Source organism: Paraburkholderia sp. J41, from assembly GCF_905220235.1.
GTDB lineage: Bacteria > Pseudomonadota > Gammaproteobacteria > Burkholderiales > Burkholderiaceae > Paraburkholderia.
The window spans coordinates 174,026-187,711 of the sequence record NZ_CAJMZE010000013.1 but is presented as its reverse complement, the minus strand read 5'-3'; the positions used below and the strand labels follow the sequence as shown (position 1 = coordinate 187,711).

The following is a 13,686-nucleotide window of genomic DNA, read 5'->3' as shown; positions in this document are numbered from 1 at the left end:
AGGCGCTGGATTTCCAGCGCCTTTTTTCATGGCGGTCATTGGCCACGCGAAATCAGTTGGCCGGAATCGTCACCACGGGCGCTTTCGAAGTGGTGTCGGCTTCGGCCAGCGCGATCAGATTTTGCAGCACCGTGAACGCGTATTTCGAGTCGAAGTCGTTGCGCGCGACCCAGTACGCGGTGCCCTCGTAATCGACGGCAACATAGGCGCGCTCCTCCGGCTTGCCGCCCTCGTGAACGATGATGATCGGCCGCGTTTCGCCGCCGATCAGCCCGACCGTCGGCTTGGTCGCGCCGCTCGCGACCTGTTCGGGCGGCACCTGCACCTGCGCGCCGATATTCGTGAGTATGCCGAGCACCGAGCGCGTCACCATCGGAATGCGGTCGCCGCCTTGCGCCGACGGCCCGTACACCACCTGATACGTGCGCGTGTTGCCCGACAAATGCAGCAATTGGCGCACGAGCGCGAGATCGGCCGACACCGCACCGGGCTGCGCGCTGTTCGCCGCGCCGACCGCGAGATACACGTTGGTGTGGCCGTTTTCGTTGCGCGATTCCACATTGAGTTCGCCCGCGAGTTGCAGACGCCGCAACGCCTGCAAAAGCTGGAAGAAACCGGCGGCGCCCGCGCTGTCCTCGCCGCCGAGCGCGCTGCCGTTCTGCAAACCGCCGATCGACTGCGCCGTGATGCGCAGCAGCAAGTCCACGGGAATGCCGCCTTCGGCCAGCGGCAGCACGAGTTCGGGCGCGAGCGGCCGGATATACGCGGAGGCGAATGCCTCGCCGGTCGTTGGCGTGAACGTGAAAGTCGGGTGATTCGAGTAGGAGACCGAACCGGTCGCGAGCGCGTAATTGGGCATGGAGCCGGAGCCGACATTGCCCGTCGCGCCCACGCTCGAGTCGAACTGGTACGCGGCGATGATCGAGCTGACCGTGAGGAACGCGGGCGCGTCGCCGTATCGCAAGCCCACCACCGCTGCAAGAATTTCGCGTTTCTTCGCGTCGCCGAGCGCACGCGCGTAATCGACCTGATCGGCCCGCAGGCGCGTCGGCCCGACGTGTACGCAGCCCGTGCCCAGCAACGCCGAGCACACGGCCGCCACCACCGTGGTTTTCGAAATCATGAGAGTTTGCTGTTGGTCCATTCATCGAGGCATGAGGCCGCATGGGTAGCAAGCGTCATACCCCGTTTTCGCGCGAACGACTTTTCGGATGCGGCACGTTTTCTGCGACGGCTCCGATGACGCAAACCGCGTCGCTTACCAATACACCGCTGCGAGGAGGAGTCATGGATCAAACGGACAGATTGACCACGGGTGTCGCGACGCCCGCTGCCGCGGCGCTGACCACGCCGCTCGGCGTCGAACGCGAGGCGGTCTCATGGGGCGCGGTGATCGCGGGTGCATTCGCGATGGCGGCGTTTTCGCTCATCCTGCTCATGCTCGGCACCGGGCTCGGCCTGACGTCGATCTCGCCCTGGCCGTCGAGCGGGGTGCAGGCCAAGACGTTCGGCGGCGCCGTGGTCATTTGGGTGATCGTTACGCAGATCATGGCGGGCGGGCTTGGCGGCTACCTCGCAGGTCGCCTGCGGCGCCACTGGCCGCGCATCGGCACCGAGGAGACGCATTTCCGCGACACGGCGCACGGCTTTCTCGCGTGGGCCGTGGCCACGCTCGTGACGGCCATGCTGCTCACATCCGCCGTTTCGGGCATCGCGCGCGGCGCGGCCAGCGCGGCGGCTCAAAGCGAGTCGCGCATGGGGGCGCTCAACGGCGCGCTCGATCGCGGCAACGCGCAGGCGGCGTATCAGGTGTGGCCGCTCGGCTACATGATCGACGGCATGTTGCGGCCCGTGCCCGGCACGGACAACGCTGCCGCGAACGTGAATGCCAACGCCAACGCGAACGGCAGCGCCGCGCCCGCGGAACATTCCGATGAAACCATTGCGGCAATCGCGCAAAAACAGGAAATCGCGCGCATCTTCCTCAACAGCCTGCCCGCCCGCGGCGCGCTCTCGCAGGAAGACACGGCCTATGTTTCGCGGATCGTCGCGCGCCAAACCGGCCTTACGCCCGCGGATGCGCAGGCACGCGTGACCACCACGTGGTCGCGTCTCGTCGACAAGGTGAACGCGCTCGACACCGCCGCGCGCGCCGCCGCCGACGAAGCGCGTCGCGTGACCGTTCACGCCACGCTCTGGCTATTCGTTTCGCTGCTGATCGGTGCGTTCTCGGCCAGCCTCATGGCGACGGTTGGCGGACGCATGCGGGAGTTTTAATCGTTATTAGTTAGTAACCCGAACTTTTCACCGGAGACCCATCATGCGATCGATCCTGCTTTATCTGCTCGGCGTGCCGATTCCCATCATCATCTTGATTGCACTGTTTTGGCACTGACGCCGTGTTGAGACGTTGAACATGAAAGCGGCCCCTTCCGGGGCCGCTTGACCCATGGCGTGCAACGGCGCCGAACCATTCCGCATACGGCTCGCTCGTGCGCGATCTACCCGCCGTGCGCGCCTTTTTCGATGAACGCCGGCGACATGTACACCAGTTCCCAGATATGGCCGTCGGGGTCTTCGAAACTGCGGCCATACATGTCCGTGCCGTTTTCCATGGCGGGTCGTTTCGAACTGCCGCCCGCCGCCAGCGCCTTTTCCACGAGCGTATCCACTTCCTCGCGCGACGCGCACGAGAGGCACGTCAACACTTCGGTGCTTTGGTGCGCATCGGCCAGCGCCTTGTCGGTGAAGCCGCGCATGAAGTCGGTCGTGAGCAGCATCGCAAAGATGTTCTCGCCGATCACCATGCAAGCCGCCTGATCGTTGGTGAACTTGGGATCGAACGTAAAGCCGAGCTTGCCGAAGAAGTCCATCGAACGCTTCAGGTCGCGCACGCCCAGATTGACGAAGATGTGCTTGTGCATGATCGTGTCCTCGAATGTGAGTCGAATGTCGATACTCGACGCTTACAACGCCGTTAGCGAATCTATACGGTATCGGGACCGTTTTCAACAAGCGGGTTTCGAACGAGCGAGAAGCACGAAAAAAGTATTTCATTAATAACGGGCACGCGCGGCTTCTTTTAATTCCAATACGACTGCGAAACCGCCGATGTTTATCGTTGTTTAACCTCGCTCCGAAGGATTAATTTGAATTGATATCGAGAATAAAAGCAAAGCTTCAACAAGTGAAAAATAGATTGTCAAATTACGTTTAGCCGCCTGCTTTTCGCTACGCCTTCCCCTATCATCGCGCCTTCGCGCTGTCCGAAAAATTCCCGGCCGCGCAATGAGTTGCCTGTTGCAACGGGAAAGATTCGACCCATGAAAATTAATTCGCTATTCGCCCTGTTCTTTGTCGCCTGCCTGTGCGTGGGCGCTTCGTGCGTTGCTCGGGCCATGACCACATATGAACCGCCGCAGGCCCATGCCGAGGACGAAAACGCCAATCGGGACGCCATCGTCATCAAGCATCCCAAGCTCGATCGCAGTTACTGGAAATTCCGCCACGCCGCTCATTACCATTCCCACGAGCGCGCGGAACCGAAAACTCCGTCCGAACGGTAACGCGCGAGTTTCGTTCGCGTCGCCGGCCCTATCGGCGGCCTATTCGCCTGATGCCAGCGTCGTAAAAGCGGCCGGTTAAAGCAGGCGCTCTGCTCGAGCGCGAGCACGCACGTTCTCTCAACCGGAAAATCCCTTGACGGCTTACCGAAACATAAAAACGCTCGCGCTGTTTTCCGCGCTGACCATGACGCTCGGCTGCGCCCGGCAGCCCGTTCATCACGCGCCTTCCCGCGACACAGCGGACTCGCATCACAGCAAGCACGACAACGCGCCTTTGCCGGAAGGCACCGCCGCCCGGAAGCCGGCCCCGTCCGACTGCGCTTGTCTGCCCTCGCGCTTCCGGCAAACCGGCATGGCCTCGTGGTACGGAAAAGAATTTCACGGCCGCCGCACGGCCAGCGGCGAACGGTTCGACGCCATGGCAATGACGGCGGCTCACCGAACGCTGCCCTTGGGTTCGTATGTGAAAGTCGTTTGCGCCAAAAGCAAAAAATCAATCGTAGTCCGTATCAACGATCGCGGGCCGTTCAGAAGAACGCGCATCATCGACTTGTCGTATGCGGCGGCAACCGCGCTGGGCATCCAGCACGCCGGCACGGCGAAAGTGGAAATCGAGCGCATAGCCGCCCCGGCGAACGCCGGCTCGACCAAAAGACGCCTGAGTTGACGCGGCCTCGCGCGGCGCCCGCCGAGCGCGCCGGCAACGGTCAGGCCATCAGGCGTAGCGCGCGAGAAAGAGATCGGCGGAGGACTCCGCAATCCGCACTTGCTGTTCGCCGTCGAGCGGCGGCTGGCCCATCGTCACCTGCGGCCAGAACGCGAATCCCTTCACGAGACTGTGCAACTGCTGCGCGGCGAATGCCGGATCGGCGGTCTTGAGGCGGCCGTCGGCAGCGGCGGCGCGCACCCAGACCGTGAGGTCCTCTTCACGCTCGCCGATTCGCGCCACCATGTCGCGCGCGCGCTCGGGCGAGTGAATGCCGGCCGCAATGGCCACACGCGCCAGCGAAAGAAACGCCTCGCTATTAATGAGCCGCAATTTGCGCATGAGCAAGCCGACGAGTTGCGCGCGCAGCGGCGTGTCGGCGCGATAGGCCGGCGACTCGCCGTCGGCGCTCGCGTCCCAAAGTTGCCGCAGAATTTCCGCGAACAGCGCTTCCTTGCTCTCGAAATGGTTGTAGACGGTGCGCTTCGACACGCTCGCGCGCGCCGCGATCCGGTCCATGCTCGTGGCGTCGAAGCCCGAGGCAAGAAATTCGTCGATAGCCGCCGCGACGATCGCCGCACGCTTGCGGTCGGTCAGACGTTGCGGGGCACGGGTTTCGATAGGCGTCTCCATCCCCAAATTTTACACCAGGTGGTTTACTTTTCCCCCGAATAAACTACACTGTGTAGTCTACTTAATCCATTACTGACAGGCGGTGCGGATGACTTCGCTTTTTGGCTCGCTGACCGGCTCGCTTCAACGCACGCTGGGCGTGACTGCCGCGCGCCGCGGCCGCGCGCTTTCGCACACGTCGCCGCAACACGACGGCGAACGCTTTCGCAACGTGCGCCCGCGCCCGGCCGAAGGTATCGGCAAGACGCTGAAGATCATGTGGAACATGATCTTCCACAAGCCGGGCGGCACCGCGCCCGCCGCGCCGCTGGCCGTGCAAACGCTCACGCGCGCCGAACTGGACGCCGCGCCCGACCGCAGCGTGTTCCGCCTCGGCCATTCCACGCTGCTGTTCAAGCTGCGCGGCGGTTTCTGGCTCACCGACCCCGTGTTCGGCGAACGCGCCTCGCCGTTTCGCAATCTCGGCCCGAAGCGCTTTCATGCGCCGCCCATCGCGCTCGCGGACCTGCCGCCGCTCGCGGGCGTGATTCTTTCGCACGATCACTACGACCATCTCGACCATGAAACCGTGCTCGCGCTCGCCGACACCACGGCCGTGTTCCTCACGACGCTCGGCGTGGGCGACCGGCTCATCGAATGGGGCATCAGCAGCGCCAAGGTTCGTCAGCTCGACTGGTGGCAGAGCGCGAGCATCGGCGGAATCGACTTCACGGCCACGCCCGCGCAGCATTTTTCGGGGCGCAGCCTGTTCGACGGCAACAGCACGCTGTGGGCGTCGTGGGTGATCGTCGACCGCGATCTGCGCGTGTTCTTTAGCGGCGACACCGGCTATTTCGACGGCTTTCGCACGATCGGCGAGCGGCTCGGCCCGTTCGACGCCACCTTCATCGAAACCGGCGCCTACGATCCGCAGTGGCCCTATGTGCATATGCAGCCCGAGGAAACGGTGCAGGCGCACATCGACCTGCGCGGCAACTGGCTCGTGCCCATTCACAACGGCACATTCGACCTTGCGATGCACCGCTGGCAAGATCCGTTCGAACGCGTGACGGGTCTCGCGCTCGCGCGCGGCGTCGCGCTTTCCACGCCGCGCATGGGCGAGCGCCTCGATCTGAACGCGCCGCATCGCGGCGAGCGCTGGTGGCGCGAAGTTGCCGATACCGCCGAAAGCGCCGGAAGCACCGGAAGCGCCAAGGTCACTCCCGCCGCCCATGCTGCCGCCGCCGAAGCGCCCCGCTCGGCGCGGCGCTGGTTCGCCTGCCGCGAGGCGCGCGAAACGTCGTCGCCATCGTAAAAGCCCGGCTCCATCTCGTCGCGTCAATCTCCTTGTAAGCTCGTTCTCCTATTCTTTGCTTTCGGTCCCGCGCGCGGCAGCCGTCGCGCGGCGGGCGCTTTGCGTTTTTGCCCCCGTTTTTGCCTCGTTTCTCCTTGCTGCTCCAGCAAGCCGCTCTCCCCGAACCAAAGGGGATTTCCCCAGGCTGACAGACACCGGTTCCTGGCATTAAATAAATCAACTTGATTTATTTAGTCGGCGACGCAATCCAGCGCGTACGGCGGCGTCCTCGAACCGGAGGAGACACGTGAGAAGCCCGCATGTCGGTCAGGGCAGCAATTCGGCCAACGTCCGCCGCTACAACGAGCGCCTGCTGTTGCAGGCGTTGCGGCGTGCGGGCGAAGCCTCGAAGGCCGATCTCGCGCGCCTCGCGAATCTCACGAGCACCGCCGTCGGCAGCATCATCACCGCGCTTTCGGCCAACGGTCTCATCGAAGTCAGCGGCCGGCGCCTCGACGGCCAGCGCGGCCAGCCCGCTTCGCTGCTGCGTCTCGCGCCGCGCGGCGCCTTCGCCATCGGCGTGCGGCTCGACCGCACCAACATCGAAACCGTGCTGGTCGACTTCGCGGGCCGCATGCTCGCGCGCCGCTCGCACGACATGCTGTTGCCGCAGCCTTGCGTCGCGCAGGACATCGTGCAAGGCGACATCCGCGAAATGTTAGGCATGCTGAGCATTGGCGAACGCAGCCGGGTTGCGGGCATCGGCGTGGCGCAGCCGTACAACCTCGGTAGCTGGCTGCGCGAACTGGGCTTGCCCACCGACGTATTCGGCGTCTGGAACGATGTCGATTTCGCGGGCGAACTCGGCCGCGCGATGGCGCTGCCCGTATTCAGCGAGAACGACGGCAACGCGGCCGCCATCGCCGAAATTTTCTACGGCTGCGGGCGCCAGCGCGCCGACTTCCTGTACCTCTTCCTCGGCCCGGCGATCGGCGGCGGCATCGCCATCGGCGGCGACTGCGTGCGCGGCCTCACCGGCAACGCGGGCGACTTCGCGGTGATGCCCGTGCCGCCCGGCCGCCTGCCCTCCGCGTACCGGCCAAGCGGCCAGTGGGACATTCTGCTTTCGCGCGCATCGCTCATCGCGTTGCGCCGCCATTTGCAGTACAGCGGCGAAACCATCGACAGCCGCGCCGATCTCGAAGCCTGCATCGCGCGCGATCATCCGGCCGTGCAGGAATGGCTCGACGACTGCATCGACGCGCTCGCGCCCGCGCTGCGCGCCGCGCTGTGCGTGCTCGACGTGCCCGCCGTGGTGCTGGACGCCGACGTGGACGCGGGCCTCATCGACACGCTCATGGAACGCCTGCGCGTGGCCGTCGCGGCCACGGCGCCCGAGGCGCGCGGCACGCCCGCGCTCGTGCGCGGCACCTTCGGCCCCGACGCGGGTGCGCTCGGCGCGGCCACGCTGCCGATGTTCTTCAACTTTTCGCCACGCGCCGGCATTCTGATGGGCGCGGGCGCGCAAAATCAGGAGGTGAGTCATGTCGCGCTCTGAATCCACGCCACCGCTGCTGGAAATGCGGGGTATCAGCAAGACGTTTCCGGGCGTGCGCGCGCTCGACAACGTGAGCCTCACCGTGTTTCCCGGCGAGATTCATTCGCTGATGGGCGAGAACGGCGCGGGCAAATCCACGTTGATGAAAATTCTCTCCGGCGCGTATCAGGCGGACCCCGGCGGCGAAATTCTCATCGAAGGCCAGCGCGTCGTGATCGACGGGCCGCTCGCCGCGCGCGAACTGGGCGTGGCCGTGATCTACCAGGAATTGAGCCTCGCACCCAATCTCACCGTGGCCGAAAACATCTACGCGGGCCGCGAATTGCGCAAGGGCGGAGGCCGTTTCGGCACCGTGGACCGGCGCGCGATGGAGCGCGGCTGCGAAGACGTATTGAAACGCCTCGGCGCGAGCTTCGGGCCGCCCACGCCCGTGGGCGCGCTTTCCATCGCCGAACGCCAGCTCGTGGAAATTGCGCGCGCGGTCCACACGCAAGCGCGCATTCTGGTGATGGATGAACCCACCACGCCGCTCTCTTCGCGCGAAACCGAACGCCTTTTCAAGCTCATCAATCAACTGCGCGACGAAGGTCTCGCGATCATCTACATCAGCCATCGCATGGCCGAGGTGTACGAGCTTTCGGACCGCGTTTCGGTGCTGCGCGACGGCAGCTACGTGGGCACGCTCATGCGCGACGCGCTCAACGCCGACAGCCTCGTGAGCATGATGGTGGGCCGCGACATTTCGGGCTTCTACAAAAAGGCGCACGCGCCCTACGATCCGGGCAAGGCCGTGCTCACGGTGCGCGACGTGGCCGACGACAAACGCGTGCGCGGTTGCAGCCTCGACCTGCACGCGGGCGAAGTGCTCGGCATCGCGGGCCTCGTGGGCGCGGGCCGCACGGAACTCGCGCGCCTGATCTTCGGCGCGGAACCGCGCGTGCGCGGCGAGATCGCCATCGACGGAAAAACCCTGAGCGTGCATACGCCGCGCGACGCGATCAACGCGGGTCTGGTGTATCTCACCGAGGACCGCAAGCACCAGGGGCTTTTTCTCGACATGAGCGTGCGCGACAACATCAACGTGGCCGTGGCCGGGCGCGACGCGCGCTTCGGCGTGCTCGACCTCGCACGCGGCGGCGAGCGCGCGAAGGAAGCGATCCGCTCGCTCACGATACGCGTGCCGAGCCCGCGCGTGAACGTGGGCGCGCTTTCGGGCGGCAATCAGCAGAAAGTGCTGCTTTCGCGGCTGCTGGAAACCGACCCGCGCGTGCTGATTCTCGACGAGCCCACGCGCGGCGTGGATATCGGCGCGAAATCGGAGATCTACCGCATCATCAACGAGCTTGCCAAAACCGGCGTGGGCATCATCGTGATTTCGAGCGAGCTGCCCGAGATCATCGGCGTGGCCGACCGCGTGCTCGTGATGCGCGAAGGCGTGTTCGCGGGCGAACTGGGCGGCTATACCGGCAAGCCGATCACGCAGGAAGCCATCATCGAACTGGCGACGGGCTCGCAGGACACGCTCGACGAAGCCGCCTGACCTCACCGCATACGCTACCGAATTCATCAGGAGTCCCACATGAAAAGCATTCTTCCCCGGCACGGCGTGGCGGCCTCGTCATCGCAGTCGAAACCCAGCCATGCGCAGGACGGCCACCGCGCGCGCATGAAGGCGTTCATTCGCACGGCGGGCATGCTGCCCGTGCTGGTGCTGCTGTGCATCGGCTTCGGCTTTCTCACCGACGGCTTCTTCACGCTCGAGAATCTGTCGATCGTCACGCAGCAGGCGTCGATCAACATCGTGCTCGCGGCGGGCATGACCTTCGTGATTCTCACGGGCGGAATCGACCTCTCCGTGGGCTCGGTGCTCGCCGCCGCCGCGATGGCCGCGATGATCGGCTCGAACATCGCGCACTGGGGCTGGCTGGGCGTGCCGTTCGCGCTCCTCGTGGGTCTGGGCTTCGGCGTCATCAACGGCGCGCTCATTGCGCTCCTGCGCCTGCCGCCGTTCATCGTCACGCTCGGCTCGCTCACGGCAGTGCGCGGCATCGCGCGCCTGATGGGCCACGACACCACCATCTTCAATCCGCAACTGCCGTTCGCGTTCATCGGCAACGGCAGCGTGTTCGGCGTGCCGTGGCTCGTGATCATCGCGCTCGTGGTGGTGGCGGTGTCGTGGTTCGTGCTGCGGCGCACCGTGCTGGGCCTGCGCATTTATTCCGTGGGCGGCAACCCCGAAGCGGCGCGCCTTTCGGGCATCAAGGTCTGGGGCATCGAGATGTTCGTCTATGCCGTCTCGGGCCTGCTCGCGGGTTTGGGCGCGGTGATGTCGGCGGCGCGCCTGTATGCGGCCAACGGCCTGCAACTGGGCCAATCCTACGAACTCGACGCCATCGCGGCCGTGATCCTGGGCGGCACGAGCTTCGTAGGCGGCGTGGGCTCGATCGTCGGCACGCTGATCGGCGCGCTCATCATCGCGGTGCTCACGAACGGCCTCGTGTTGCTGGGCGTGTCGGACATCTGGCAATACATCATCAAGGGGCTCGTGATCGTGGGCGCCGTGGCGCTCGACCGGTATCGCCAACGCGGTTCGGCCCGCACGTGAATCACGAAAAGCGCCTGAAACAGGCACTTTTCGCCACGGCCTCTATTCCGCAACGCTTATACACCGGGCGCGGGCCGTTCGCCGCGCTCGCCAAGCAGTGAATCCTCTGGAGACAACCTCATGTTCAAGAAGAAAGCCGTTCTCGCCGCTGCCGCACTCACTTTCGGTTTCGCGCTGCAAGGCGCGCATGCCGCCGATAAGCAGCTCAAGTCGATCGGCATCACCGTGGGATCGCTTGGGAATCCTTACTTTGTGACGATCGTGCAAGGCGCGGAGGCCAAGGCCAGGCAGATCAATCCGGCCGCGAAAGTCACCGCCGTTTCCGCCGACTACGACCTCAACAAGCAGTTCACGCAGATCGACAACTTCATCTCGGCGCACGTCGACATGATCCTGCTGAACGCCACCGACCCGAAGGCGATCCTGCCGGCGGTGAAGAAGGCGCAGGCGGCCGGCATCGTCGTGATGGCCGTGGACGTGAGCGCCGCCGGCGCCGACGCCACCGTGCAAACCGACAACGTGAAGGCCGGCGCGATTTCGTGCGAATTTCTCGCGAAGAAACTCAACGGCAAGGGCAACGTGATCATCGAAAACGGCCCGCAGGTGTCGGCCGTGATCGACCGCGTGAACGGCTGCAAGCAGTCGCTCGCCAAGTCGCCGAACATCAAGATCCTCTCCGACGACCAGGATGGCAAGGGCTCGCGCGAAGGCGGCATGAACGCGATGCAGGGCTATCTCACGCGCTTCCCGAAGCTTGACGGCGTGTTCACGATCAACGACCCGCAAGCGATCGGCACCGACCTGGCGGCAAAGCAACTGCATCGCCCCAACATCGTGATTACGTCCGTGGACGGCGCGCCCGACATCGAAACGGCGCTCAAGACCGACACGCTCGTGCAGGCTTCCGCGAGCCAGGACCCGTGGAAAATGGCGCAAACGGCCGTGCAGGTGGGCTACGACATCATGAACGGCAAGAAGCCCGCGAACCCGATGATCCAGATGACGCCGCAGCTCGTCACGCGCGACAACGTGGGCAGCTACAAGGGCTGGTCGTCGCCGCATTGAGCGCCGGCTCGCGCGGTGCTTACGCGAGCACCGCTTCCTTCGCGACCACGCGGCGCGGGATGATCTTGAGATCGTAGAAGGTGTCCGCGATCTTCTGCTGCTGCGCGATCACGGCGGCGTCGATGGGGCGGTACTCGTGCGCGTAATGCTTGAGGCCGGTCTCGATCGTCGCCGCATCCAGGCCCTGAATGGGGGCAAGCTTCGCGGCGGCCGCCGCCGTGTTCGCGCGCACCCACTGCCCCGTCTTGCCCAGTTCGTCGAGCGCGACGGCCAGCGCGTCCTTGCGCTTTTCCGCGAATTCGCGCTGGCTCAGGAAGAATTGATGATGGCTCGCCACGCCGCTCGCGTCGGCGATCAGGCGCGCGCCGTCCTGCGCCTCCACGGCCGCGAGGAACGGGTCCCAGATCGCCCATGCGTCGATGGCGCCGCTTTGCAGCGCCGCGCGCGCGTCGGCGGGCGCGAGATACACGGGCTGAATGTCGGTGATCGACAAACCGTTCTTTTGCAGCAGCGCGACGATGAACCAGTGAACGTCCGAGCCGCGATTGAAGCCCACTTTCTTGCCCTTCAGCTCGGCCACGGTGCGAACGGGCGAGTGCTTCGCGACCACCACGCCTTCGGCGTGCGGCGTCGGCAATTCATAGGCGGTATAGACGAAATCGGCGCCCGCGGCTTGCGCGAACACCGGCGGCGCCTCGCCCACGTAACCGAAGTCGATGGCGCCCACATTCAGGCCTTCGAGCAGTTGCGGGCCAGCCGGAAACTCCGTCCACGAGACCTTGATGCCTTGCGGCGCCAGGCGTTGTTCGAGCGTGCCGTTGGCCTTGAGCAGCACGAGCGTGCTCGCGGCCTTTTGATAGCCGATGCGGAACTGGTCGGCTTGATACTTCGCGAAAGCGAGCCGGGGCAACGCGGCGCTCGCGAGCGAGGCCCCGAGCGTGGCGAGAAATTGGCGGCGAGTGCGAATGGCGTGGGTCATCGTCGTGCGTTCCGTTATGTCGGGCGCGTGCCCGAAACGGCGCGCCATCAAGCGAACGATGCTACCGGTATCGACGTCATTGCAGAAACGATGAATCCCGCTAAGCAAATCACGGCGGCGAAAATGCGGTGCGCGCCGCATTGACCTCCAGGCGCGGGCCGTTTGCGTCAGCGATCGCCGCGATTGCGAAACACCCACCAGCCGAGCAGCGCGGTGAAGGTGGCCACGACCAGCACCATGAGCCAGAAACCGTGGCGATTCTCCGCGAGCGGTATGCCGCCCACGTTCATGCCGAAAAAGCCCGCGACGATGTTGATCGGCAGCGCCAGCACGGTCACGAGCGTGAGGGTGAACAGCGTGCGGTTGTTCTGTTCTTCGAGCCGCGCGGCAATTTCTTCCTGCAACAGCTTGATGCGCTCCACGAGCCCCGCCATGTCGCCGAGCACGAGCGAGAATTCTTCGGTCGCTTCGCGCAGGTCCTGCATGTCGGGCGCCTGGAGCCAGCGCGGCGGGCGCGCGAGCAAGCGGAACACCGAGCCGGGCTCGGGTGCGAGCATGCGCTGCAAACGCACGAGAATGCGCCGCATGGCCGCGAGATCGTGACGGCTTTTCGGGCGGCGCGAGGCGAGAAAGGCGTCCTCCGCGCGATCGACGTCCACGCTCGAACGACGCACGATTTCCACCATCAAGTCGGCCTGATCGCGCATCAGGTGAATCAACAGTTCGGCGGGCGAGCGGAAGGTTTCGCCGTTGCGCACGTAGCCGCGCAAACGGTCGATGGAGCGCAGCGGCTTGAGGCGCGCCGTCACGAGAATGCGTTCGTGCGTGTACGACCAGAGCGTGGCGATCTGCGAAGGCGTCAGCTCGAAATCGAACATGACGTCGTTGACCACGGCGAGCAGCGCGCCTTCCTGCTGCTCGATGCGCGTGGAGTGCGAGCCCTCGACCAGCATTTCGAAAAACGCGTCGGGCAGGCCGAGATTCGCGCGCAGCCACGGCTGCGCCGCCGCATGCGCGAGGTTGAAGTGGAGCCAGTAAAAGGCCGTGTCGTCGGGAGACGGCTCGCCGGGCGTGCGTGCGCGCCGCAACGCGCCGAGCACGTCGTCGCACGAAACGGGCTGGCCGGGCTCGCCGGGCAGGAAGCGGAAACCGCAAATCAGGCCCGAGAAGTCGGCGCCATACGTGGAGATGGATGCAGCGAAATCCATGTTCAATGGCCGGTTGGTCGGCGCACAGCATGCCACACGCGCGGTTTCGCGCGCAAGCGCGCCGTATGCCGCTTGCCGCTTTCCGCTTCCGCT

13 protein-coding genes are annotated in these 13,686 nt (G+C 65.0%); 8 read left to right on the top strand and 5 right to left on the bottom strand.

Annotated features, from left to right (window positions below; translation table 11 throughout):
- Window positions 1-52: 52 nt before the first annotated feature.
- Complete coding sequence (locus U5805_RS16240; RefSeq protein ID WP_322104504.1) at window positions 53-1,123, bottom strand: hypothetical protein; 1,071 nt, start codon at window positions 1,121-1,123, stop codon at window positions 53-55.
- A 164-nt stretch (window positions 1,124-1,287) separates the two neighbouring features.
- Here U5805_RS16240 and U5805_RS16235 point away from each other — a divergent pair, with 164 nt between their 5' ends.
- Window positions 1,288-2,277, top strand: coding sequence for a hypothetical protein (locus U5805_RS16235; protein ID WP_322104503.1), 990 nt, complete (start codon window positions 1,288-1,290; stop codon window positions 2,275-2,277).
- A gap of 224 nt (window positions 2,278-2,501) precedes the next feature.
- On the opposite strand, the gene U5805_RS16230 is transcribed toward U5805_RS16235, so the two are convergent.
- On the bottom strand, window positions 2,502-2,924 hold the full coding sequence (locus U5805_RS16230; RefSeq protein ID WP_322104502.1) for a VOC family protein: 423 nt from the start codon (window positions 2,922-2,924) through the stop codon (window positions 2,502-2,504).
- 399 nt (window positions 2,925-3,323) lie between these two features.
- Here U5805_RS16230 and U5805_RS16225 point away from each other — a divergent pair, with 399 nt between their 5' ends.
- Both U5805_RS16225 and U5805_RS16220 read left to right on the top strand, forming a co-directional pair.
- On the top strand, window positions 3,324-3,566 hold the full coding sequence (locus tag U5805_RS16225) for a hypothetical protein (protein ID WP_322104501.1): 243 nt from the start codon (window positions 3,324-3,326) through the stop codon (window positions 3,564-3,566).
- Between the two features lie 184 nt (window positions 3,567-3,750).
- A complete protein-coding gene (locus U5805_RS16220; RefSeq protein WP_415914615.1) occupies window positions 3,751-4,233 on the top strand; it encodes a septal ring lytic transglycosylase RlpA family protein in 483 nt (160 codons plus the stop codon).
- Between the two features lie 48 nt (window positions 4,234-4,281).
- Here the strand turns inward: U5805_RS16220 and U5805_RS16215 are convergent, their stop codons facing one another.
- On the bottom strand, window positions 4,282-4,905 hold the full coding sequence (locus tag U5805_RS16215; protein WP_322104499.1) for a TetR/AcrR family transcriptional regulator: 624 nt from the start codon (window positions 4,903-4,905) through the stop codon (window positions 4,282-4,284).
- Window positions 4,906-4,993: 88 nt separating this feature from the next.
- On the opposite strand from U5805_RS16215, the gene U5805_RS16210 reads away from it, so the two are divergent.
- The 5 genes from U5805_RS16210 to U5805_RS16190 all read left to right on the top strand — a co-directional run bounded on the left by U5805_RS16210 (window position 4,994) and on the right by U5805_RS16190 (window position 11,406).
- Window positions 4,994-6,199: an MBL fold metallo-hydrolase gene (locus tag U5805_RS16210; protein ID WP_322104498.1), complete on the top strand. Its 1,206-nt coding sequence runs from the start codon at window positions 4,994-4,996 to the stop codon at window positions 6,197-6,199.
- Between the two features lie 286 nt (window positions 6,200-6,485).
- Complete coding sequence (locus U5805_RS16205) at window positions 6,486-7,736, top strand: ROK family transcriptional regulator (RefSeq protein ID WP_322104497.1); 1,251 nt, start codon at window positions 6,486-6,488, stop codon at window positions 7,734-7,736.
- Entirely contained in the window at window positions 7,723-9,276 is a 1,554-nt protein-coding gene (locus tag U5805_RS16200) for a sugar ABC transporter ATP-binding protein (RefSeq protein ID WP_322104496.1), read from the top strand. The genes U5805_RS16205 and U5805_RS16200 overlap by 14 nt, the downstream gene beginning before the upstream one ends.
- A gap of 39 nt (window positions 9,277-9,315) precedes the next feature.
- Window positions 9,316-10,341: an ABC transporter permease subunit gene (locus tag U5805_RS16195; protein WP_415914612.1), complete on the top strand. Its 1,026-nt coding sequence runs from the start codon at window positions 9,316-9,318 to the stop codon at window positions 10,339-10,341.
- A gap of 120 nt (window positions 10,342-10,461) precedes the next feature.
- Window positions 10,462-11,406 carry an ABC transporter substrate-binding protein gene (locus tag U5805_RS16190; protein ID WP_322104495.1) on the top strand — a complete coding sequence of 315 codons (945 nt, stop codon included), beginning with the start codon at window positions 10,462-10,464 and terminating at the stop codon, window positions 11,404-11,406.
- 19 nt (window positions 11,407-11,425) lie between these two features.
- Here the strand turns inward: U5805_RS16190 and U5805_RS16185 are convergent, their stop codons facing one another.
- Window positions 11,426-12,385 carry a sulfonate ABC transporter substrate-binding protein gene (locus tag U5805_RS16185; RefSeq protein WP_322104494.1) on the bottom strand — a complete coding sequence of 320 codons (960 nt, stop codon included), beginning with the start codon at window positions 12,383-12,385 and terminating at the stop codon, window positions 11,426-11,428.
- A 167-nt stretch (window positions 12,386-12,552) separates the two neighbouring features.
- Complete coding sequence (locus U5805_RS16180; RefSeq protein ID WP_322104493.1) at window positions 12,553-13,593, bottom strand: transporter; 1,041 nt, start codon at window positions 13,591-13,593, stop codon at window positions 12,553-12,555.
- Window positions 13,594-13,686 lie beyond the last annotated feature (93 nt).

Bases quoted from the DNA above. Each gene is read 5' to 3' on its own strand.
- U5805_RS16240 (WP_322104504.1), bottom strand. From the start codon at position 1,123: ATGATTTCGAAAACCACGGTGGTGGCGGCCGTGTGCTCGGCGTTGCTG.
- U5805_RS16235 (WP_322104503.1), top strand. From the start codon at position 1,288: ATGGATCAAACGGACAGATTGACCACGGGTGTCGCGACGCCCGCTGCC.
- U5805_RS16230 (WP_322104502.1), bottom strand. From the start codon at position 2,924: ATGCACAAGCACATCTTCGTCAATCTGGGCGTGCGCGACCTGAAGCGT.
- U5805_RS16225 (WP_322104501.1), top strand. From the start codon at position 3,324: ATGAAAATTAATTCGCTATTCGCCCTGTTCTTTGTCGCCTGCCTGTGC.
- U5805_RS16220 (WP_415914615.1), top strand. From the start codon at position 3,751: ATGACGCTCGGCTGCGCCCGGCAGCCCGTTCATCACGCGCCTTCCCGC.
- U5805_RS16215 (WP_322104499.1), bottom strand. From the start codon at position 4,905: ATGGAGACGCCTATCGAAACCCGTGCCCCGCAACGTCTGACCGACCGC.
- U5805_RS16210 (WP_322104498.1), top strand. From the start codon at position 4,994: ATGACTTCGCTTTTTGGCTCGCTGACCGGCTCGCTTCAACGCACGCTG.
- U5805_RS16200 (WP_322104496.1), top strand. From the start codon at position 7,723: ATGTCGCGCTCTGAATCCACGCCACCGCTGCTGGAAATGCGGGGTATC.
- U5805_RS16195 (WP_415914612.1), top strand. From the start codon at position 9,316: ATGAAAAGCATTCTTCCCCGGCACGGCGTGGCGGCCTCGTCATCGCAG.
- U5805_RS16190 (WP_322104495.1), top strand. From the start codon at position 10,462: ATGTTCAAGAAGAAAGCCGTTCTCGCCGCTGCCGCACTCACTTTCGGT.
- U5805_RS16185 (WP_322104494.1), bottom strand. From the start codon at position 12,385: ATGACCCACGCCATTCGCACTCGCCGCCAATTTCTCGCCACGCTCGGG.
- U5805_RS16180 (WP_322104493.1), bottom strand. From the start codon at position 13,593: ATGGATTTCGCTGCATCCATCTCCACGTATGGCGCCGACTTCTCGGGC.